General features: G+C 72.6%; 22 protein-coding genes. 4 read left to right on the top strand and 18 right to left on the bottom strand.

Annotation, left to right across the window (positions count from 1 at the left end):
- Positions 1-154: 154 nt before the first annotated feature.
- The 8 genes from CNQ36_RS09935 to CNQ36_RS09900 all read right to left on the bottom strand — a co-directional run bounded on the left by CNQ36_RS09935 (position 155) and on the right by CNQ36_RS09900 (position 6548).
- On the bottom strand, positions 155-808 hold the full coding sequence (locus CNQ36_RS09935; protein WP_121545710.1) for a LuxR C-terminal-related transcriptional regulator: 654 nt from the start codon (positions 806-808) through the stop codon (positions 155-157).
- Positions 793-2058, bottom strand: coding sequence for a sensor histidine kinase (locus CNQ36_RS09930; protein ID WP_121545709.1), 1266 nt, complete (start codon positions 2056-2058; stop codon positions 793-795). The genes CNQ36_RS09935 and CNQ36_RS09930 overlap by 16 nt, the downstream gene beginning before the upstream one ends.
- Positions 2059-2126: 68 nt before the next feature.
- Positions 2127-3137: an NAD-dependent epimerase/dehydratase family protein gene (locus tag CNQ36_RS09925; protein ID WP_121545708.1), complete on the bottom strand. Its 1011-nt coding sequence runs from the start codon at positions 3135-3137 to the stop codon at positions 2127-2129.
- Between the two features lie 75 nt (positions 3138-3212).
- Positions 3213-3788 (bottom strand): winged helix-turn-helix domain-containing protein, encoded by a 576-nt coding sequence (locus tag CNQ36_RS09920; protein ID WP_121545707.1) that lies wholly within the window; start codon positions 3786-3788, stop codon positions 3213-3215.
- A gap of 83 nt (positions 3789-3871) precedes the next feature.
- Positions 3872-4069: a hypothetical protein gene (locus CNQ36_RS35830; protein WP_004932030.1), complete on the bottom strand. Its 198-nt coding sequence runs from the start codon at positions 4067-4069 to the stop codon at positions 3872-3874.
- A gap of 40 nt (positions 4070-4109) precedes the next feature.
- Positions 4110-5138 carry a glutamine synthetase gene (gene glnII / locus CNQ36_RS09910; protein WP_121545706.1) on the bottom strand — a complete coding sequence of 343 codons (1029 nt, stop codon included), beginning with the start codon at positions 5136-5138 and terminating at the stop codon, positions 4110-4112.
- A 276-nt stretch (positions 5139-5414) separates the two neighbouring features.
- Entirely contained in the window at positions 5415-6077 is a 663-nt protein-coding gene (locus CNQ36_RS09905; RefSeq protein ID WP_121545705.1) for an RlpA-like double-psi beta-barrel domain-containing protein, read from the bottom strand.
- 111 nt (positions 6078-6188) lie between these two features.
- Complete coding sequence (locus tag CNQ36_RS09900) at positions 6189-6548, bottom strand: arsenate reductase family protein (protein ID WP_040907382.1); 360 nt, start codon at positions 6546-6548, stop codon at positions 6189-6191.
- Positions 6549-6778: 230 nt separating this feature from the next.
- Between CNQ36_RS09900 and CNQ36_RS09895 the strand changes: the two genes are divergently transcribed.
- Positions 6779-7093, top strand: coding sequence for a hypothetical protein (locus CNQ36_RS09895; protein ID WP_004932034.1), 315 nt, complete (start codon positions 6779-6781; stop codon positions 7091-7093).
- Between the two features lie 96 nt (positions 7094-7189).
- Here CNQ36_RS09895 and pspAB read toward each other — a convergent pair whose 3' ends face one another.
- The 4 genes from pspAB to glnA form a co-directional block, all read right to left on the bottom strand.
- Positions 7190-7768, bottom strand: a complete 579-nt coding sequence (pspAB, locus tag CNQ36_RS09890) for a PspA-associated protein PspAB (protein WP_121545704.1) — start codon at positions 7766-7768, stop codon at positions 7190-7192.
- A 6-nt stretch (positions 7769-7774) separates the two neighbouring features.
- A complete protein-coding gene (htpX, locus tag CNQ36_RS09885; RefSeq protein ID WP_004932036.1) occupies positions 7775-8692 on the bottom strand; it encodes a zinc metalloprotease HtpX in 918 nt (305 codons plus the stop codon).
- Between the two features lie 66 nt (positions 8693-8758).
- Positions 8759-9043 carry an SCO2583/SCO2584 N-terminal domain-containing protein gene (locus tag CNQ36_RS09880; RefSeq protein WP_121545703.1) on the bottom strand — a complete coding sequence of 95 codons (285 nt, stop codon included), beginning with the start codon at positions 9041-9043 and terminating at the stop codon, positions 8759-8761.
- Positions 9044-9173: 130 nt separating this feature from the next.
- Positions 9174-10583 carry a type I glutamate--ammonia ligase gene (gene glnA / locus CNQ36_RS09875; RefSeq protein WP_004932038.1) on the bottom strand — a complete coding sequence of 470 codons (1410 nt, stop codon included), beginning with the start codon at positions 10581-10583 and terminating at the stop codon, positions 9174-9176.
- A gap of 211 nt (positions 10584-10794) precedes the next feature.
- On the opposite strand from glnA, the gene CNQ36_RS09870 reads away from it, so the two are divergent.
- Entirely contained in the window at positions 10795-11265 is a 471-nt protein-coding gene (locus CNQ36_RS09870; protein ID WP_121545702.1) for an RDD family protein, read from the top strand.
- Between the two features lie 99 nt (positions 11266-11364).
- On the opposite strand, the gene CNQ36_RS09865 is transcribed toward CNQ36_RS09870, so the two are convergent.
- The 4 genes from CNQ36_RS09865 to lipB all read right to left on the bottom strand — a co-directional run bounded on the left by CNQ36_RS09865 (position 11365) and on the right by lipB (position 14497).
- The gene (locus CNQ36_RS09865; protein ID WP_004932040.1) at positions 11365-12069 is read right to left on the bottom strand and encodes a DUF4191 domain-containing protein; all 705 of its coding nucleotides are present in this window, start codon (positions 12067-12069) and stop codon (positions 11365-11367) included.
- 91 nt (positions 12070-12160) lie between these two features.
- The gene (locus CNQ36_RS09860) at positions 12161-12376 is read right to left on the bottom strand and encodes an SCO2195 family GlnR-regulated protein (protein WP_121545701.1); all 216 of its coding nucleotides are present in this window, start codon (positions 12374-12376) and stop codon (positions 12161-12163) included.
- 267 nt (positions 12377-12643) lie between these two features.
- The gene (lipA, locus tag CNQ36_RS09855) at positions 12644-13609 is read right to left on the bottom strand and encodes a lipoyl synthase (RefSeq protein ID WP_121545700.1); all 966 of its coding nucleotides are present in this window, start codon (positions 13607-13609) and stop codon (positions 12644-12646) included.
- A gap of 90 nt (positions 13610-13699) precedes the next feature.
- Positions 13700-14497 carry a lipoyl(octanoyl) transferase LipB gene (gene lipB / locus CNQ36_RS09850; RefSeq protein ID WP_121545699.1) on the bottom strand — a complete coding sequence of 266 codons (798 nt, stop codon included), beginning with the start codon at positions 14495-14497 and terminating at the stop codon, positions 13700-13702.
- Between the two features lie 324 nt (positions 14498-14821).
- On the opposite strand from lipB, the gene CNQ36_RS09845 reads away from it, so the two are divergent.
- The gene (locus tag CNQ36_RS09845; protein WP_121545698.1) at positions 14822-16312 is read left to right on the top strand and encodes an NsdA family TPR-like regulatory protein; all 1491 of its coding nucleotides are present in this window, start codon (positions 14822-14824) and stop codon (positions 16310-16312) included.
- 467 nt (positions 16313-16779) lie between these two features.
- Here CNQ36_RS09845 and CNQ36_RS09840 read toward each other — a convergent pair whose 3' ends face one another.
- Complete coding sequence (locus tag CNQ36_RS09840) at positions 16780-18183, bottom strand: NAD(P)/FAD-dependent oxidoreductase (RefSeq protein ID WP_121545697.1); 1404 nt, start codon at positions 18181-18183, stop codon at positions 16780-16782.
- Positions 18184-18386: 203 nt separating this feature from the next.
- Positions 18387-19286, bottom strand: a complete 900-nt coding sequence (locus CNQ36_RS09835; RefSeq protein ID WP_040907388.1) for a TIGR01777 family oxidoreductase — start codon at positions 19284-19286, stop codon at positions 18387-18389.
- Positions 19287-19358: 72 nt separating this feature from the next.
- Here CNQ36_RS09835 and CNQ36_RS09830 point away from each other — a divergent pair, with 72 nt between their 5' ends.
- Complete coding sequence (locus CNQ36_RS09830; RefSeq protein ID WP_121548410.1) at positions 19359-19850, top strand: GNAT family N-acetyltransferase; 492 nt, start codon at positions 19359-19361, stop codon at positions 19848-19850.
- Positions 19851-19855 lie beyond the last annotated feature (5 nt).

Here is a 19855-nt window from a genome sequence, read left to right as displayed (position 1 = left end):
GTGAAGCGGCTCCCTTGAGTACGCAAGTCGCCCCACGGGTGTTCAGCCGTCCCGTGAATCGAGGGAAAGTCAGTACGGCCACATGAGTTTCAACAGCCCCTGCTACACCGGCAGTTGTGGATCAGCCACCCGTGGTGAGGGGGCGGGTGCGGTTTCACCGGCCGTGGTCGAGATAGGCGAGAACCGCCAGCACGCGCCGGTTGTCGTCGTCCGAGACCTCCAGTCCCAATTTGGCGAAGATGTTCGCGGTGTGCTTCGCGATCGCCCGTTCCGTCACCACCAGCCGGGCCGCGATCGCCGCGTTGGTCCGCCCCTGCGCCATCAGCTCCAGCACCTCCAGCTCCCGGGGCGTCAGCCGGGCCAGCGGGCGGTCGTCGCCCGACCGCCGCGCCAGCAGCTGCTGGATCACCTGCGGGTCCATCGCCGTACCCCCCTGCGCCACCCGCCGTACCGCGTCCACGAACTGCTCCGCGTCGAACACCCGGTCCTTCAGCAGATAGCCCACACCGCCGCTGCCGTCGGCCAGCAGCTCCCGTGCGTACAACTGCTCCACGTGCTGCGAGAGCACCAGCACCGGCAGCCCCGGCCGCTCCCGGCGGGCGTCCAGCGCGCACTGCAGCCCCTCGTCGGTGTGCGTCGGCGGCAGCCGTACGTCGACCACGGCGACGTCGGGCTCCAGCTCGGCCAGCGCCCGCGCCAGTTCGGGCCCCGACTCCACGGCCGCCGCGATCTCGAAGTCGTGGGCCTCGAGCAGCCGGACGAGTCCGTCACGCAGCAGGAACAGGTCTTCGGCTAGGACAACGCGCAAGGGATCTCCATGGTGACCATGGTGGGACCGCCCGCGGGACTGCTGACGGCCAGGACGCCGTCGAATGTACCCAGTCGCCGCTCCACCCCCGTCAGCCCCGAGCCGGCCCCGATCACCGCGCCGCCCCGGCCGTTGTCGGTGACCGTCACCCGCAGATGGCCCCCGGCGTGATGCAGGTCGACCCAGATCCGGTCCGCCCCGGAGTGCTTCACCGCGTTGGTGAGCACCTCGCTCACCGCGAAGTACGCGGCCGACTCCACCGGCGCCTCCGCCCGCCCCGGCAGCTCCACGTTCACCTCGCCGGACACCGGCAGCCGCAGCGCCAGCGCCCGCACCGCGTCCCCCAGCCCGCGCTCGGCCAGCACCGGCGGATGGATGCCGCGCACCAGCTCCCGCAACTCGGTCAGCGCCTCGGCGGACGACCGCCGGGTCTGCGCCAGCAGCTCACGCGCCTTCGCCGGGTCCCTCTCGATCAGCGCCTCGATCGTCCCCAGGTCCATGCCCATGGCGACCAGCCGCGCCTGCGCCCCGTCGTGCAGATCCCGTTCGATGCGCCGCAGTTCGGCTGCGGAGGTGTCCACGGCGTCCCGCCGGGTCTCGGTCAGCACCCGCACCCGCTCGGTCAGTTCGCCCTGGTGCGAGCCGAGCACGGCCCGGGTGAGCCGGAAATGGAGGTCCAGCAGGCGGGGCGTGAAGAAGTGCGCGCAGAACAGCACGGCGAGGGCGAGCACACCCGCGCCGAGCGCGGACGTCTGGTCGGAGACCGGCACGAAGCCGTACCAGTACCCGTCGGGCATCACCCGCCACAGCCCGACCGCCAGCGCGAACCCCTCCAGCGGGTAGAGCAGCAGCACGGGCGGCAGCAGCGCGGTGACGAAGCCGGCCGTCATGTCGGCCGGCAGCCACCGCAGGTCCCGCCAGGTCGCCGGGTCGCCCAGCATCCCGAACGTCCGCCCCCACGGGTTGGCGTCCTTCGGCAGCGGCCGGTACGACGGCGGTATCCGCACCCCGCCCCACTCGGCCGCCAGCACCCGCCGCCAGTTCGCGTACGCCCGCACGCCGGTGAGGACGTACGGGGTGGTGACGATGCCGACCCCGATCGGGATCAGCGCGATGGACACCGCGGACAGCACGAAGCACAGCACCGCCCCCGGCAGTGACACCAGGGCCAGTGCCAGCCCCCGTAGCGCGGCGAGCCCGATGCCCCGCACTCCGGTCCGCCCGCTGTCGTTCTTCGTCTCGGTGGTCATGGCAGCAGTCTGGCCGAGCGGCCCGGCCGGGACACTGGGCCGGGCACCCGGACCCGGGGTGGTGCTGCCTACACCCCGCCGCCGGCGCCCAGCACGTTCGCCTCCACCTCCGGGTCCAGCCCCTTGAAGGGCCGGTCCGGGCGCTGCGGGGCGGTGCCGCCGATCTCCCGCAGCCAGGCCCAGGTGTCGGCCACGGTCTCGGCGGCCGGGCGGCAGCGCAGTCCCGCCGCGACCGCCCGGGAGACGTCCGCGGAGTGCAGCGCGTCGTGCAGGTCGCTGCCCGGCGGCACCCACACCGGCAGCTGGGTCCACGGCTCGATGCCCGCGTCGAGGATCACCTCCGGCGCCGTCCAGCGCAGCTCGGCCGCGCCCCCGGTCACGGCGGCGCACGCCTCGAGCAGCTCGCCCGTCGTGGTGTGCCCCTGCGGGGACATCAGGTTGTACGGCCCGCTCAGCTCCCGCTCCGCCGCCCCGAGGATCCACTCCGCGAGGTCCCGGACGTCGGCGTACTGGAGCGGCAGGTCACGCGGGCCCGGGGCGAGGACCGGGCCGCCGCGCGCCATCCGGGTCAGCCACCAGGGCAGCCGGCCCACGTTCTCGTACGGTCCGAGGAGCAGCCCCGCCCGCACCAGCAGCGACCGGTCCGCGCCGAAGGCGTCCACGGCGGCCAGCTCACCGCCCAGCTTGTCCTGCGCGTACTCGGTGCGGTCCGCGTCCGGGGAGGCGCCCTCCACCACCCGGGCCCGCTCGGTGTACCCCGCGGGCGGCGCCCACGCGTACACCGAGCAGCTCGACACGTACACGTACCGCCCGGCGCGGCCCCGCAGCAGCCGCGCCGAGTCCCTGACGGCGCGCGGCGCGGCCGACCAGGTGTCGACGACGACGTCCCACTCCCCGGGGTCCTCGTCGAGCGCGGCCAGACCGTCCACCGCGGTGCGGTCGCCCAGCAGCGTCCGCGCTCCCTTCGGCGCCTCGTGCAGGCCCCGGTGGAAGACGGTCACCTCCCAGCCCCGGCCGAGGGCCGCCTCGACGACGGCCCGGCCCGCGAACTCGGTACCACCCAGCATCAGAAGTCTCATACCGGTGACTCTGCCCGGCCGGGCGGCGCGGGGGAACGGGAATCTGCTGTCGGCAGACCGCCGCCCCGGCCGGGGTCAGCGGCCGGCCGGCGGGACGTACTTGTAGCCGACGCGGCGCACCGTGCGGATCGCGTCGCGGTGCCCGGCGCCCAGTTTGCGGCGCAGCCGGGCGATGTGGACGTCGACGGTACGGCCGTCGCCGACATGGCCGTAGCCCCACACCGTGCCGACCAGATGGTCCCGGGTGTGCACCCGGCCGGGGTGCGCCACCAGATGGGCGAGCAGCTCGAACTCCAGGTACGTCAGGTCGAGTTGCCGTCCATCGACCTGGGCGGTGCGCTGCGCGGTGTCGACCCGGATCAGCGGGTCGCCGTCGGTGCCGCCCTCGGCGCCGCCGGCCGCGCCGGGTGCCGCGACCGGGAACGGCGGCCGCTGGTCGGCGGGGACCAGCACCAGATAGCCGACCATCGGGGGCCGGCCGGGCAGGACCGGCAGGGTGTTCTGCGGCGCGGGCAGCCAGGTGGCGCCGGGCGGCAGCAGGTCCGCGACCGTCACCACCTCGTCCCGGTCGACGGCGCGCAGCCGGGGATGGGCGGGGGCGAGAGAAGAGGGGGCGGGGGAGACGGAGGGCAGGGAACGGGTGGTCGCCATGAGACGTCAGCTCTTTCGCGCGAAGGGTTCGTCGAGGACGTACGCGGTTCGCGCCGGCCGAAGGCCGGGAGGAGATCCGGGCGTTAGAGGGCCGGCGCGTTCGTCGCGCGACAACACACCCGGTCGAAGTCGTGGTGCTGACGGGAAGGCCAGAACGGTTCCAGGTCACGGCGACCCGTCGCGTCGTACTTACGGAAGCCGGCCATGTCCCCATTGAAGCAGACACCCGTGCCCCGCAGGAGTCCCCTCTCACCGCTCGGACCACGCGAAGGGGCGCCCACCTCGGCGGTGGGCGCCCCTTCGGTCCGGCTGAGCCGGAGGTCAGACCTGGCTGGCCTTCTCCAGCGCGGTGCAGCACGTGTCGACCAGCAGACGGGTCACCACGTACGGGTCGACGTTGGCGTTCGGGCGGCGGTCCTCGATGTAGCCCTTGCCGTCCTTCTCGACCTGCCACGGGATGCGGACGGAGGCGCCGCGGTCGGAGACGCCGTAGGAGTACTCGTTCCACGGGGCGGTCTCGTGCAGACCAGTGAGGCGGTCGTCGATGCCGGCGCCGTAGTTCTTCACGTGGTCCAGCGGCTTGGAGCCCTCACCGAGCGACTCGCACGCGGTGATGATCGCCTCGTAGCCCTCGCGCATGGCCTTGGTGGAGAAGTTGGTGTGCGCGCCCGCGCCGTTCCAGTCGCCCTTGACCGGCTTGGGGTCCAGGGTGGCGGAGACCTCGAAGTCCTCGGCCGTGCGGTAGAGCAGCCAGCGGGCCACCCACAGCTGGTCGGAGACCTCCAGCGGGGCCAGCGGGCCGACCTGGAACTCCCACTGGCCGGGCATGACCTCGGCGTTGATGCCGGAGAGGCCCAGACCCGCCTTCAGGCAGTTCTCCAGGTGCGCCTCGACGACGTCCCGGCCGAAGATCTCGTCCGAGCCGACACCGCAGTAGTAGCCGCCCTGCGCGGCCGGGAAACCGCCCTCGGGGAAGCCGAGTGGCCGGGAGCCCTTGAAGAAGGTGTACTCCTGCTCGATGCCGAAGATCGGCTCCTGGGCGGCGAACTTCCCGGCGACCTCGGCCAGCGCGGCACGGGTGTTGGACTCGTGCGGCGTCATGTCCGTGTTCAGGACCTCGCACAGCACCAGGACGTCGTCACCGCCGCGGATGGGGTCCGGGCAGACGAACACCGGCTTGAGGACGCGGTCGGAGGCGTGCCCCTTGGCCTGGTTGGTGGAGGACCCGTCGAAGCCCCAGACCGGCAGGTCCGCGCCCTTGGCGTCGTCGCCCAGGATCTTCGTCTTGGACCGCAGCTTGGCGGTCGGCTCGGTGCCGTCGATCCAGATGTACTCGGCCTTGAAGCTCACGGTCCACATCCTTCGGGGTGGGTCTGGGCGCTTGCGCGGGTGCTGCGGCGCTGCGGCACTGGGGCGCCGCCGTTCCTGCCACGCAGCCTGTCAACAGGCGATTTCCCGTCCATTGCCCGAATGTGAACCCCGTGTTACCTGACGTTGCCGCGGTCCGTCCCACCGGGTGAGCACGCGCGTGCGGGGGCGGCCTGTATGCGAGGGGACCGGACGCGGCGGGGCCCGCCGCCCCCGGACGGGAGCGGCGGGCCCCGGGAGCGCGCCACGGCTCCGGCGTCACCCCACCTTCTCGATGACGGCCCGGCGGATCAGGAACTTCCCGGCCTCGCGGACCTGCTCGAAGGCGGCGTCGTTGAGCAGCACGCAGCTGCCCGACACAGAGGTGACCTCGACCGTCGTGGACTTGTCGTTGTCCAGGTTGGTGACCTTCAGCCTGGTGCCCGCCGGGAACTGGTTGCTGGACGCGGCCGGGGCGCCGCCCTCGCCGGAGAGGGTGACGGTGGAGCCGTTGCAGACCTGTTCACCGGAGGCCTGGCCGCCCTGGTTCCCCTGTCCGTCCTGCTCGCCCGCGGCGGGCTGGGAGGGGGCCGGCTGCTCCGGCCGCGCGGCCTGGGAGTCCTGAGCCGACTCCCCCACCGTGCAGCCGGACGCCTCCTGCTGGCGCCGGATCTGGGCGATGACCGCCTCGCGGTTGGCGATCCGCGCCCCGGACTGCGCGTCGGGTGCGGTCCGCTGGCCCTCGATGAACTTCTCGTTGTTGCCGAGCGCGGTGGCCAGCCCCTGGCAGACCGTGGAGTCCGCCGCCGACTTGGTGGTGGCCGCCGCCGGGGTGGCGTTCGACGTGGTCGCCATGACGAAGGCGCCGCCTCCCGCCACCGTGGCGGCGCTCAGCAGCAGCGCGAGCTTCTTCTTCGGGCCGAGCGTTCTCCTGCGCGACATGCGCGCCTCCTGAAGAGGTAGGGGGGAGCGTACGCCGCTATGTACGAGATACCGAACGAAGTTGCTCAGCGGCCGGATCAGGTCGCCCAAGTGGCCTGCGTCACAAGCGAGTCAGCGGGAGAGGGCGTCCCGCACCGCCTCCTCGGTGCGGCCCACCACCGCCGTGCCGTCGTCCGCCGTGATGATCGGCCGCTGGATCAGCCCGGGGTGCGAGGCGAGCGCCGCGATCCAGCGGTCCCGCGTCCCGGCGTCCCGCGCCCACTCCTTGATCCCCAGCTCCGTCGCCACGGCCTCCTGGGTCCGGGTGATGTCCCACGGCTCCAGCCCGAGCCGCTCCAGCACCGCCCGGATCTCGTCCTCGCCGGGCACGTCCTCCAGATAGCGGCGGACGGTGTACTCGGCCCCCTCGGCGTCCAGCAGGCTGAGCGCGCTGCGGCATTTGGAACAGGCGGGATTGATCCAGATCTCCATGCCGCACACGGTACGCCGCCACCCCTCTGTTCGATTTTTTTGGCCCCCGCGTGTGTCGTGCGGGACCGATGTGACGCCCCGCCAAAATCCTTCCCCACCAGGGCATTCGGTGGCTTCATCGGGTCTGCTGATTGTCAGTGGCGGGCAGTAGAATGGAAGCAGTGTTCGAGGGTGGCGCCGGGGCCGTCGGGGATCCCGGTGGCCGCCCCGACCGCGACAGGAGGATGCCCGTGCCCGCTGCCGCACTCAAGCCGAAGCCCCTGCCCACCCAGTCCACCGCGAAGCGTCCCGTGCCGCTGGAGACGCCCTGCGCCCCGGTGGAGAAGCGTCCGCTCCCGGCGGGCCGCCCCCGCGAGTGGTACGTCACGCACAACCGCCGGCTCAAGGCGATGCGGCTCGCCATCGCCCTGCTCGACTCCGGCGTCTACCTGCCCAGCCAGGCGCGCGACGCGAAGATCCGCACCACGGCGCTGCTGATCGGCGTGCACCCGCCGTCGGACATGACGTGCCACATGGTGCGCGCGTTCATGCGGTACTCGCGGTGAACACGGCGCCGGGCTCCCGCGGGCCTTCGCGGGTGCCCGGCGCGGCCCGGAAGCGACCGGAGTGACCGGAGTGACGGGCGGACCCCGCGACGGGCCCTACAGCCCGGGCGCTCCCCACACGGGGAACCAGCGCCCCAGGTCCCCCTCGACGGGCAGCTCGCCGGCGAGCACCGCCCGTATCCGCAGCTCCAGCGCGTTGTCCCGCTGCTCCCGGTCGCCGGGCAGCGGGGCGAAGGGGTAGAACGTGCCGCGCTTGTAGAGGTAGACCAGCGCGAGCCGCCGGTCCTCGTCGTCGCGGAAACCGGCCAGCGAGCAGAGCAGCTGCGGCCCGAAGCCGTTGGCCTCCATGACGCTGTTCACCGCGTGCACGTCGTTCACCAGGAGCGGCAGCTCGTCGGGGGAGCGGTGCGAGACGAGCCACGAGTAGCCGTAGGAGTCCCGGCTGAGCTCCACCGGGGTCCGTCCGGCGTCCGCGTCCAGCAGGGCGCGGATCTCGCGGTGCGTCTGCTCGAAGGCCGCCCCCTCGACCGTCGCGAAGCACACCGCGCCCTGCCCGGTCGGCCTGAAGCCGGCCGCGGCCTCCAGGCCCACCGCCGCCGACGGCAGCGCGAAGAGCCGGTCGAGGTCCGGCCGCACGGCCCTGGACCGGCCGAGCAGGACGTCCAGCAGCCCCATGGCCGCTCAGGACTTCCCGGGCAGCGCCGCCTCGCCCAGCTCGGCGGAGATGCGGCCCAGCTGGTCGAGCCGCTGCTCCAGGCTCGGATGGGTGGCGAAGAACCGCCCGAGACCGGGTTCGGCGCCGAAGGCCGGCGTGAAGTAGAACGCGTTGAAGGCCTGGGCCGTCCGCAGGTCCTTGGTCGGGATCCGGGCGATGTCGCCGGTGACCTTGGTGAGCGCGGACGCCAGCGCCGAGGGGCGCCCGGTGAGCAGGGCGGCGGCCCGGTCCGCCGCCAGCTCCCGGTACCGGGACAGCGCCCGGATCAGCAGGAAGCTGATCGCGTACACGGCCGCGGAGACGCCCATGACGACCGCCAGGACGGCCATGGTGTTCTGGTCCCGCCGGCCGCCGCCGAAGAGCTGCGAGTAGAAGGCGAAACGCACGATCAGCCCCGCGATCACGCCCAGGAAGGAGGCGACCGTGACCACGGCGACGTCCTTGTGGGCCACGTGCGACAGCTCGTGCGCCAGCACGCCCTCCAGTTCGGCGGGCTCCAGCCGTCGCAGCAGCCCCGTGGTGACGCAGACCACGGCGTTGTCCGGATTCCTGCCGGTCGCGAACGCGTTCGGCATGTCCATCGACGACACGGCGACCACCGGCTTCGGCATGTCGGCCAGCGCCGACAGCCGGTCGACCACTCCGTGCAGCTCCGGATAGTCGTCCCGCTCCACCACCCGTCCGCGCATCGCGAACAGCGCGATCCGGTCGGAGAACCAGTACTGCGCCCCGAACAGCAGCGCCACGATCACCACGACCAGCACCCAGGACTTCAGCAGCGCGATCAGCGCGGCGACGAAGCCCACATACAGCAGACCGAGCAGGAACAGCGTGATCCCCATCCGCACGGTCAGTCCCCGGTCGCTCCGGAAGCGGCTGCGCATCTGCATCACCTCGCAGTCGGGCACTCGTCCCGATGTCCAGTGTGCACCCGCCGGGGCCTCTTGGGGCTAGGCGGACCCCCGGAAGTTGATGTACCCCAGCAGCACGATGACCGCGGCCACGCATCCGAACACCAGGGCGGTGGAGACCCAGGACGAGCGGCCGGGAGAGCGGCCGGGCGAGCGGCGCCGCGCACGCCGGGGCTCCGGGTCGGCCCGGAACGGGACCGGCCCGGGCGGGTTGTCCTTCCAGCGGGCGGCGAGCATCCGGGCCCGGGCCGACGGCTCCTTGTGCTCGGCTCCGTCCGCCCACTTGAGGTCGAACTCCCGCTCCTCGTCGTGCCTCTCGGACATCCCCGTGACCTTCTCTCGAACAACCGTGTCATACCAAGGATCCCTCCCCGGGCGCGCAGAGGGAAGCTTTCCGGACACACGACGGCGCCCCCGCCCCCGGAGAACCGGGGACGGGGGCGCCGCGGACGGATCACACGTCGAAGTAGAGCTCGAACTCGTGCGGGTGCGGACGCAGCTGCAGCGGGGCGATCTCGTTGGTGCGCTTGAAGTCGATCCACGTCTCGATCAGGTCCGGCGTGAAGACGTCACCCTGGAGGAGGAACTCGTGGTCGGCCTCGAGGCGGTCGAGGACGGCGCCGAGGGAGGTCGGGACCTGGGCCACGTTGGCGTGCTCCTCGGGAGCCAGCTCGTAGAGGTCCTTGTCGATCGGCTCGGCCGGCTCGATCTTGTTCTTGATGCCGTCCAGGCCGGCCAGGAGCAGCGCCGAGAAGGCCAGGTACGGGTTGCCGGAGGCGTCCGGGGCGCGGAACTCGACGCGCTTTGCCTTCGGGTTCGAACCGGTGATCGGGATGCGCATCGCGGCGGAGCGGTTGCGCTGCGAGTACACCAGGTTCACCGGGGCCTCGAAGCCCGGCACCAGGCGGTGGTACGAGTTCACCGTCGGGTTGGTGAACGCCAGCAGCGACGGGGCGTGCCGGAGGATGCCGCCGATGTAGTAGCGGGCGGTGTCCGACAGGCCCGCGTAGCCCTGCTCGTCGTAGAAGAGCGGGTCGCCGCCCGCCCACAGGGACTGGTGGACGTGCATGCCGGAGCCGTTGTCACCGAAGATCGGCTTGGGCATGAAGGTCGCGGTCTTGCCGTTGCGCCAGGCGACGTTCTTCACGATGTACTTGAAGAGCTGCAGGTCGTCGGCGGCGGCGAGCAGGGTGTTGAACTTGTAGTTGATCTCGGCCTGGCCGGCGGTGCCCACCTCGTGGTGCTGGCGCTCGACCTGCAGACCGGACTTGGCCAGCTCCAGGGACATCTCGGCGCGCAGGTCGGCGAAGTGGTCGACCGGCGGGACCGGGAAGTAACCGCCCTTGTAGCGGACCTTGTAACCGCGGTTGTCCTCCAGCGCACCGGTGTTCCAGGCGCCAGCCTCGGAGTCGATGTGGTAGAAGGACTCGTTCTCGGAGGTCTTGAAGCGCACGCTGTCGAAGACGTAGAACTCGGCCTCGGGGCCGAAGTACGCGGTGTCCGCGATCCCCGTGGAGGCCAGGTACGCCTCGGCCTTCTTCGCCACGTTGCGCGGGTCGCGGGAGTACTGCTCGCCCGTGATCGGGTCGTGGATGAAGAAGTTGATGTTCACCGTCTTGTCGCGGCGGAACGGGTCGACCCGGGCGGTCGACAGGTCGGCGCGCAGCGACATGTCCGACTCGTGGATGGCCTGGAAGCCACGGATCGACGATCCGTCGAACGCCAGCTCCTCGTCCGGGTCGAACGCCTCGGCGGGGATCGTGACGTGCTGCATCACACCCGGCAGGTCGCAGAACCGGACGTCGATGAACTTGACGTCCTCGTCCGCGAGGTACTTCTTGGCGTCGTCGGCGTTCTGGAACATCCAGCTCCTCCTACTCCCGACCGTCCCGCCGGGGTGGTAGACCGTTCGTGTGCCCGGTGTGGGCGGCACACGCTCGCCTCGACCCTAGGGACGGGTCATTTCTCGGGCGTGACCCATTTGTTTCGCACAAGTTAACCAGCGCATCTCCCACGGTAGCCCCGGCGGCACCCCGCCGTCCCCCGGTCATATACGGGCGCAGTACCGTGGACGGGTGGACAACAGGCAAGCAATCGGATCATGGCTCTCCGGGCCCCGCGCGGCCCTGGAGGACGCCGGTGCGGAGTTCGGTCACCGCGGTGAGCAGCTGGGGCTGCCGGAGAGCGGGCCGGGCTCGATCGCCCGCCCCGGCCGCAGGCTCGGCGCCCTCGCCGTGGACTGGGGCCTGTGCGTCCTGATCGCATACGGCCTCATCACCGACGGCTACGACGGGCAGACGACCAGCAACTGGGCGCTGCTGGTGTTCCTGGTGCTGAGCGTGCTCACCGTCGGCTCGGTCGGCTTCACCCCCGGCAAGCGTCTGTTCGGCCTGCGGGTGGTCGCCCTCGACACCGGCCGGGTCCAGCCGCTGCGCGGCCTGCTGCGCTCGGCGCTGCTCTGCCTCGCCGTCCCCGCGCTGATCTGGGACCGCGACGGCCGCGGACTCCACGACCGGCTGGCCCGCACGGTCGAGGTGCGGATCTGACCGCACGGACACGGCCACGACGACGGGGCGCCGGAATTGGATTCCGGCGCCCCGTCGTCGTTGAGGAAGTGGTGGGAGAACGTCGTGGAGGAGAGGCGGTCAGCGCCCCCTCGGGTTGCCGCCCTTCGGCAGCCGCATGCCCTTGGGCATCGGGCCCTTCGGCAGCGGCATGTTGCTCATCAGGTCGCCCAGGGCGCGCAGCCGGTCGTTGGTCGCGGTGACCTGCGGACCGCTGAGCACGCGCGGCAGCTTGAGCATGGTCGTGCGCACCTTCTTCAGCTCGACCTGGCCCTCGCCGGTGCCCACGATCAGGTCGTGCACCGGGACGTCCGCGACGATGCGGTTCATCTTCTTCTTCTCGGCGGCCAGCAGGCTCTTCACCCGGTTCGGGTTGCCCTCGGCGACCAGCACGATGCCGGCCTTGCCGACCGCGCGGTGCACCACGTCCTGGCTGCGGTTCATCGCCACCGCGGGGGTGGTCGTCCAGCCCCGGCCGATGTTGTCGAGCACGGCCGCGGCGGCGCCCGGCTGTCCCTCCATCTGCCCGAAGGCGGCCCGCTCGGCCCGGCGCCCGAACACGATCGCCGTCGCGAGGAAGGCGAGCAGGAGGCCCAGGATGCCGAGATAGATGGGGTGACCGATCAAGAAACCGATCGCGAGGAAGACACCGAAGGTGACGATTCCGACTGCCGCGAGTACAAGACCGATCTTCTTGTCGGCCCTGCGGGTCATCTTGTAGGTCAGGGCGATCTGCTTCAGTCGCCCGGGGTTCGCAGCGTCCGCTGCGGTTTCCTTCCTCGCCATGCCATGAAGTCTACGTGCCCCCGCGGGGGGCCGACGGCCAGGGGCGGGTGGCCGGGAACCGGGAAGGGTGCGGACGTTCAGGGACGGGTCGTCAGGGACGGGTGGTCAGGGACGGGAGGGTCGGGGTCTGGTCGAGGACACGCTGTGCCTCGACCCGGTCCTTGGCGCGACGGCGGTCCTCCAGCACCGAGGTCCAGGCGTTGCGCCGGGCGGTGCGCTGGCCGCTGCTCATCAGCAGCGACTCGACGGCGCGCAGAGCGGTGGTGAAGGACGGGATGGCGGTGGCGCGGACGGGCGCGGCCTGCATGGTGGAGGTCTCCCTCGGTGCCGGCGGGTGGGAAGGTACGTGCTGCGATTCCAGGCTCACTGACTGGTGTTACCAGGACGTGACCGACCGGTCAAACAGGCATGAAACCTGGTGGGAGAGTCCTGGAACGCCGACGCGGTCCCGGCGTGTGCCCTCATCTGCGAGGACGGCCGGGACCGCGTTCCCCCAGCCGTTACCGGCCGGTAGAGCCTTGTGCGTGAATTCACACGTTCTCGGGTGAAGCCCGAGGGGGTGACGTGGAGCCGGTCAGACGGCCTGGGACGCCCCGTACGCTCCGCGCTTCTCGATCGCCATTTGGTACAGCCGGCCGGCGCGGTACGAGGAGCGGACCAGCGGGCCGGACATCACTCCGGAGAAGCCGATCTGCTCGGCCTCCTCCTTCAGCTCCACGAACTCGTGCGGCTTCACCCAGCGCTCCACGGGGTGGTGGCGCACGGAGGGGCGCAGGTACTGCGTGATGGTGACCAGCTCGCAGCCGGCGTCGTGCAGCTGCCGAAGCGCCTCGCTGACCTCCTCGCGGGTCTCGCCCATGCCGAGGATCAGGTTCGACTTGGTGACCAGGCCGTAGTCGCGGGCGTCGGTGATGACCTTCAGGGAGCGGTCGTAGCGGAAGCCGGGGCGGATCCGCTTGAAGATCCGCGGGACCGTCTCGACGTTGTGCGCGAAGACCTCGGGGCGGGAGGAGAAGACCTCCGCCAGCTGCTCGGGCACCGCGTTGAAGTCGGGGGCCAGCAGCTCGACCTTGGTGCGGCCCTCGGCGCGCTCGGCCGTCTGCGCGTGGATCTGGCGCACGGTCTCCGCGTACAGCCAGGCGCCGCCGTCCTCCAGGTCGTCGCGGGCGACGCCGGTGATGGTGGCGTAGTTCAGGTCCATGGTGACGACCGACTCGCCGACGCGGCGCGGCTCGTCACGGTCGAGGGCCTCGGGCTTGCCGGTGTCGATCTGGCAGAAGTCGCAGCGCCGCGTGCACTGGTCGCCGCCGATGAGGAAGGTCGCCTCGCGGTCCTCCCAGCACTCGTAGATGTTCGGACAGCCGGCTTCCTGGCAGACCGTGTGCAGCCCCTCGCTCTTCACGAGGTTCTGCATCTTGGAGTACTCGGGGCCCATTTTCGCCCGGGTCTTGATCCACTCGGGCTTGCGCTCGATGGGGGTCTGGCTGTTGCGGACCTCCAGGCGCAGCATCTTGCGTCCGTCGGGTGCGACTGCGGACACGACCGGCTCCCTAGCGATTGATTCTTCGGCGTCCTCTAGGGTACGCCCGTTGATTTGAAACCCGGCGTGGGTGTCGGACCTGGTGGAGGCCTATGCCGGTGCGTTCTCGACGGCCCGGGGCCTGAGCTCCGCGTTCTCCAGGACGTCCCGCAGATGGCGTTCCACGACGGGGAGCACCTCGGCGATCGTGACGTCACGGCCCAGTTCGTTCGCCAGGGAGGCGACGCCGGCGTCGCGGATGCCGCACGGGATGATCTTGTCGAACCACTTGTTGTCGGGGTTCACGTTCAGCGCGAAGCCGTGCATCGTGACGCCCTTGGCCACGCGGATGCCGATCGCGGCGATCTTGCGGTCCTCGCGGCGCTGGCCGGCGTTGGAGGGCGCGTACTCCGGGCCGTTGAGGCGGGGGTCGAACTCGTCGTCGCCGATCCGGGGGTCGAAGTCCAGGGAGAGCCCGCCGAGCCCGGGGCGCTGCTCCACCGGGTCGCCCAGCACCCACACCCCGCTGCGGCCCTCGACCCGGGTGGTCTCCAGACCGAACTCCGCGCAGGTGCGGATCAGGGCCTCCTCCAGGCGCCGGACGTGCGCGACCACGTCCACCGGGCGGGGCAGCTTCTGGATGGGGTAGCCCACCAGCTGGCCGGGGCCGTGCCAGGTGATCTTGCCGCCGCGGTCCACGTCGATGACGGGGGTGCCGTCGAGGGGGCGCTCGCTCGCCTCGGTGCGCCGGCCCGCCGTGTAGACCGGGGGGTGCTCCAGGAGGATCACGGTGTCCGGCACCTCGTCGGTGAACCGTGCCGCGTGCACCCGGCGCTGTTCGTCCCAGGCCAGTTGGTAGTCGACCGCCTCGGCTCCGAAGCCCATCCGCACGAACCGCAGCTCACTCACGGCAAGCGCCTCCCTCAAGGTTGTCGGGCACGTCGTCCGGTACGCCGTCAGGCATGAAACGCGCCCACGCCACTGTACGACCGTTCGAGCGGGGGGTGTGCGGGGGTCGTACGGGAGCTGGGAGGGAGCTGGGAGGGGGCTGGGGGTGGGTGCGGGGGGCGTCAGCTTTTCGGGCAATCCTCACACGATCGGATGAATGGCCCTGGAAGTGTGCGATCGGTTGCTTACTCTCCGCTACATTCGCGCCGTCCAAGAAGACGTAAGGGCTGCTCACAGGCAATCCGCGCACCTTGCTCAGCCGGAAGGCAGGAGACCGCACCGCAGATGACGGAACGACCCGCGCAGCGCACGCCCAACCGACAGCTCGCCGCGCTCATCGCAGAAGCGGGATTCTCCAACGCGGGGCTCGCCCGTCGCGTGGACCAGCTCGGTCTCGAACACGGGCTCGACCTGAGATACGACAAGACGTCCGTCACCCGCTGGCTGCGCGGACAGCAGCCGAGGGGCACCACACCGGCACTGATCGCCGAGGTCTTCACCCGGCGCCTGGGCCGCAGGCTCACCGCGCAGGACCTGGGGCTGGACGCCTGCGCCCCGGTCTACGCGGGGCTGGAGTACGCCGGCACCCCGGAGGAGGCCGTCGACATCGTCAGCGGGCTGTGGCGCAAGGACTCCGGCAGCCATGCCGAGCTGCGGAAGATCGCCTTCACCTCGGCGGGGCTGGTGGTGCCGAGCCGGGACTGGCTGATCGGGCGGGCCGACGACAAGGTGGCCCGGGCGGAGGCGCCGGTGCGGGTGCCGGCGCAGGGACGGCTGTCGGTCCGGCCCGCGGAGCTGCTCGCTCGGCGGCGCGGTGCCGCCGAGCGCGGCCCGGCCCACCGGGTGGGCAGCGGGGACATCGCGGCGCTGCGGTCGGTCGGCGAGCTGTTCCGCACGCTCGACGACGCGTACGGCGGCGGGCACGCGCGGCAGGCGCTGGTGCGGTACCTGGAGCACGAGTGCGAGCCGATGCTGCGCGGCACGTACGGCGAGCAGACGGGGCGGCGGCTGTTCGCGGCCGCCGCGGACCTGACCCGGCTGGCGGGGTGGACGTCGTACGACATCGGCGCGCACGGGCTGGCCCAGCGGTACTTCGTGCAGGCGCTGCGGCTCGCGCAGGCGGCGGGGGACCGGCCGTACGGGGCGTACGTCCTGGTCACCATGAGCCGGCAGGCCGTCTATCTCGGGCACGGGCGGGAGGCGGTGCAGCTCGCGCGGGTCGCGCAGCAGGGGGCGGGCGGGTCCGCTCCGCCGGTGGTGCAGGCGCTGCTGCACGCGGCGGAGGCGCGCGGGCACGGGGTGCTGGGGGAGGTGCGGGCCTGTACGGCGGCGCTGGTGCGCGCGGAGCGGGCGCTGGAGGGGAGCGGTGGCGGTGCGGGTGGCGGTGGCGGTGGAGGTGGCCGGGCGGGGGACGAGGTGCCGTACTGGGCGCGGTCCTTCGACGAGGCGCAGCTGGCGGACGAGTTCGGGCACTGTCACCGGGATCTTCAGCAGTTCCGGGCCGCGGCGCAGCACGCGGAGCGGTCGCTGCGGTTGCGTGCGCCGGGGTATGCGCGGAGCCGGCTGTTCTCCCGGATGGTGCTGGCGACCGCGCGGCTGGGGCTGGGGGAGCTGGACCAGGCGTGCCAGCACGCCGCGGAGGCGGCTGGGCAGGCGGCGGAGATGCGGTCCGTGCGGGCGGTGGAGTACGTGCGGGACTTCGAGCGGAAGCTGGAGCCTTACCGGGACGCGGGGCCTGTTCGCACCTACCGCGACAGGGTCGCGGCCTTCGCCTGACGCCGGTGGGTGGGGCGGGGCCGGGTCGGGGGTGGCCGTCCTCGGACTGGCGCGACTGCCCCGGCTGGAAGAGGTGGCCCGGCGCGGACGCGCCAGCCACTGCGGGCGACCACCCCCGCCCCGCCCCCTCCCCGCCGTAGGCGACCACCCGCCGCCCCCGCGCACTCCGCGGGCAGTCGTGCCGCCCCCGCGCTCTCCGCGGGCAGTCGTGCCGCCCCCGCGCTCTCCGCGGGCAGTCGTGCCGCCCCCGCGCTCTCCGCGGGCAGTCGTGCCGCAGGGCGGCACGGGTGGGCGCGACGGCACCCCGTTGGCGCCGGGCTGCGCACACCCCGCCCCGGCCCGCACCCGCGAGGGGCACTATGCAAGCGCCGGGCTGCGCAAGCCACCCCCGGCCCACACCCACGCCGGGTACGGTGCGGCGGCGCCGGGGCCGGGTCACACCACCCCGGTGCCGCGACCCGCCCCGCTCAAGCGGCCCGCGCCGTAGGCACCGGCTCCGCCGAATGCAGCGACCGATCCACCCCCAGATCCGCGAGTATCGCCGCCGCAGCCCGCCGCCCCGAGTGCAACGCCCCCTGCACGGACCCACTGTCCCGGTGATCCCCGCACACATACAGCCCCGCCAGCAGCCGCACCGCCCGCCGCAGATCGTGCGGCGGCCGCATCGCCGGCACCGCCTCGGCAGTGTGACGCACCCCCAGCGTCTCCCAGCGCTCCGTCGGCACGCCGTACAGCCGCCCCAGGTGCATCCGCACCGCGGTGTCGACGTCCGGCCCGGGCGGCCCCAGCACCGTCGAGCTGACCAGCGTGCGCCCCGCCGGGGCCCGCGACGGGTCGACCCGGCTGACGACCGCCGTGTGCGCCACCGGCCCGCCCCGGTCGGCGTCGAGCAGCAGCGACGCACCCGTCGCCGGGGCCTCGTCGGTCGTGTGGTGCACCACCGTCACCGGGTGGAAGTCTGGCACCCGCAGCCCGGGCAGCAACTCGGCCGCGGCCCGCGCGCCCGTCGCGACCAGCACCGCGCCGCACCGGAACACGCCGTGCTCCACGGTGGTCACCGAGGTCGTCGACACGGACGTGACCCGCACACCCGTGTGCACCGTGCCCGGCGGCAGCGCCCGCGCCAGCTGCCGCGGCAGCGCCTCGGCGCCGCCCTCCGGCAGGCACAGCCGCCCCCGCGCGAACGCCCGCAGCGCCAGATCCGCGCACCGGCTGGAGGTGGTGAGCTCCGGGTCGCACAGCAGCGCGGAGAGGAGGGGGCGCAGAAAGCCGTCGATGGTCCGGGCCGGCAGGCCCCGGGCCACCAGCGCCTCGGCCGCCGTCGTCTCGGGCCGCGCCAGCAGCCGTTCCACCGGCGTGCCCGCGAGCTTGCTGAACGCGGCGCCCAGCCGGGCCTGGTCGACCGCCGTGCCCAGCGGGGCGCCCGTACGGCTGCGGGGCGCGGACACCTGCCGTCCGGGTACCGCCACCGGCCTCCTGGGGCCGCCACCGGGCCGTGGGGCGCTCGCCAGGGCGCGCACCGCATGGAGTGCGCCCCTCGCGCTCCGTGCTCCTCTCGCGCCGGGCTGCACGCCCGCACGATGGTGCCGTCCGTCGCTGTGCAGCAGGACACCGGGCGCGAAGGGCCGCAGCACCGGCCCCTCGAGGCCCGTGCCGGCCCGCAGTTCGGGGTACGCGGTGGACAGCAGCTGTCCGATCCGGTCGAGCCGGAAGCCGTCGACCTTCTCCGTCGTCATCCGGCCGCCCACCTCATGGGCGGCCTCCAGGACCAGGGTGGTGACTCCTGCGCTGGTCAGCCGTCGTGCCGCGGAGAGACCGGCGACCCCGGCTCCCACGACGACGACGTCCGCCTGGTACGTGGGCTCAAGCACGTGCCCCTCCTCGAGGTTGCGCGGCGCTGGAAACGTCATGCCCTCAACAGGCCCCAGGGATTCCCGAGTTCGGGTCGAGGTTAGGGCCGTGTCCGGTCGCCGGGTCAGTCGCGCATGGACAGAGCACGGGCGCACGACGGTCGCATACGCACATCGGATGGGCACGATGTGGTCGGAGGGGGATCAGAGGGGGCGGTGCCCGGTCACAGGGCCGCCCTGATCGCTCCCTCGATCCGGGGGAAGGCGAAGCGGAAGCCGGACTCCTGGAGCCGGGCGGGCAGTACCCGGGCGCTGCCGAGCACGTCGCCGGCCATTTCGCCGAGGACCGTGCGCAGCACCGGCGCCGGTACCGGGAACACGGCCGGACGGCGCAGTACGCGTGACATGGCCTCGGTGACCTCCCGGTTGGTCACCGGGTGGGGGGCGGTCAGGTTGAAGGGTCCGGAAAGGCCGTCGGTGTCGAGGAGATGGCGCAGCGCGGCCACCTCGTCGTGCAGGGCGACGAAAGACCAGTACTGGCGCCCGTCGCCCATCCGCCCGCCGAGACCGGCGCGGAACAGCGGGAAGAGCCTTCCCCACGCCCCGCCCCCGCGCGCCACCACCAGCCCGGTGCGCGCGAACACCGTCCGTACGCCCGCCTCGCGCGCCGGGTCGGCGGCCGCCTCCCATGCGACGCACACCTCCGGCAGGAAGCCCTCGCCGGGCGGCGCGCTCTCGTCCACGGACCGGTCGCCGGTCTCGCCGTAGTAGCCGATCGCGCTGCCGTTGACGAACACCCGGGGCCGTACGTCCTCGGGCAGCCCGGCCAGGGCCTCGGCGAGCGCGGCCGTGCCGTCGACCCGGCTGGACCGGATGCGGGCCTTGTACTCGTCCGTCCAGCGCCGGCTGCCGACCCCGGCCCCCGCCAGATTGACCACCGCGTCGCAGCCGGCCAGCCCCGCCGCGTCCACGGACCGCCGCTCCGGGTCCCACCGCACCTCCCCGGCCCGGGGCGCACGCCGGACCAGCCGGACCACCTCGTGCCCGTCGGACGTCAGGGACCGCGCGAGCGCGCCGCCGATCAGCCCGGACGCACCGGCCACCGCGATTCGGGATCGTTCCATGGCGACCATCCTGCCCCCGGCGGCCGGAAATTCACGGCCGCCGCGTCCCGGCCCCGCCGTACAGTGGCCCACATGCCCGAGCCGTCCATACGCGTCGCCCGTCCCGACGACGAGGGGGAGCTGGCCCTCCTCGACCGCGAGACCTGGTCCACCCTGCACGCCGTCACCCCGCCGCCGCGCCCGCCGTACGACTCCTTCTTCAGCGAGCGCTCCGGGCCCCGGGACCACCGGGTCGCCGAGCACGGGGGCCGGATCGTGGGGTACGTCCGCCTCGGCTTCCCCACCGAGCTCGCCTCCAACACGCACGTACGGCAGATCCGCGGCCTCGCCGTCGCCGAGGGGGCGCGCGGGCTGGGCGTGGGCCGGGCCCTGGTGCGGGCCGCCGTCGCGGAGGCGCGGGAGCGCGGCGCCCGCCGGATCACGCTGCGCGTCCTCGGCCACAACACCGCCGCCCGCAAGCTGTACGAGTCCGAGGGCTTCGTGGTGGAGGGCGTCCAGCCGGAGGAGTTCTTCGTCGGGGGCGCGTACGTCGACGACGTGCTGATGGGGCGGTCGCTGCGCTGACGCCG

It is taken from the genome of Streptomyces fungicidicus, assembly GCF_003665435.1.
GTDB lineage: Bacteria > Actinomycetota > Actinomycetes > Streptomycetales > Streptomycetaceae > Streptomyces > Streptomyces fungicidicus.
Note: the sequence above shows the minus strand (reverse complement) of the source record. Positions and strands in the feature narration are given on the sequence as shown.

Bases quoted from the DNA above. Each gene is read 5' to 3' on its own strand.
- CNQ36_RS09880 (WP_121545703.1), bottom strand. From the start codon at position 9,043: ATGTCCGAGAGGCACGACGAGGAGCGGGAGTTCGACCTCAAGTGGGCG.
- CNQ36_RS09905 (WP_121545705.1), bottom strand. From the start codon at position 6,077: ATGTCGCGCAGGAGAACGCTCGGCCCGAAGAAGAAGCTCGCGCTGCTG.
- CNQ36_RS09865 (WP_004932040.1), bottom strand. From the start codon at position 12,069: ATGGCGAGGAAGGAAACCGCAGCGGACGCTGCGAACCCCGGGCGACTG.
- CNQ36_RS09920 (WP_121545707.1), bottom strand. From the start codon at position 3,788: ATGGCGACCACCCGTTCCCTGCCCTCCGTCTCCCCCGCCCCCTCTTCT.
- htpX (WP_004932036.1), bottom strand. From the start codon at position 8,692: ATGCGCAGCCGCTTCCGGAGCGACCGGGGACTGACCGTGCGGATGGGG.
- CNQ36_RS09925 (WP_121545708.1), bottom strand. From the start codon at position 3,137: ATGAGACTTCTGATGCTGGGTGGTACCGAGTTCGCGGGCCGGGCCGTC.
- CNQ36_RS09930 (WP_121545709.1), bottom strand. From the start codon at position 2,058: ATGACCACCGAGACGAAGAACGACAGCGGGCGGACCGGAGTGCGGGGC.
- CNQ36_RS09835 (WP_040907388.1), bottom strand. From the start codon at position 19,286: ATGGAACGATCCCGAATCGCGGTGGCCGGTGCGTCCGGGCTGATCGGC.
- CNQ36_RS09830 (WP_121548410.1), top strand. From the start codon at position 19,359: ATGCCCGAGCCGTCCATACGCGTCGCCCGTCCCGACGACGAGGGGGAG.
- glnA (WP_004932038.1), bottom strand. From the start codon at position 10,583: ATGTTCCAGAACGCCGACGACGCCAAGAAGTACCTCGCGGACGAGGAC.
- pspAB (WP_121545704.1), bottom strand. From the start codon at position 7,768: ATGGGGCTGCTGGACGTCCTGCTCGGCCGGTCCAGGGCCGTGCGGCCG.
- CNQ36_RS09900 (WP_040907382.1), bottom strand. From the start codon at position 6,548: ATGGAGATCTGGATCAATCCCGCCTGTTCCAAATGCCGCAGCGCGCTC.
- CNQ36_RS09845 (WP_121545698.1), top strand. From the start codon at position 14,822: ATGACGGAACGACCCGCGCAGCGCACGCCCAACCGACAGCTCGCCGCG.
- CNQ36_RS09860 (WP_121545701.1), bottom strand. From the start codon at position 12,376: ATGCAGGCCGCGCCCGTCCGCGCCACCGCCATCCCGTCCTTCACCACC.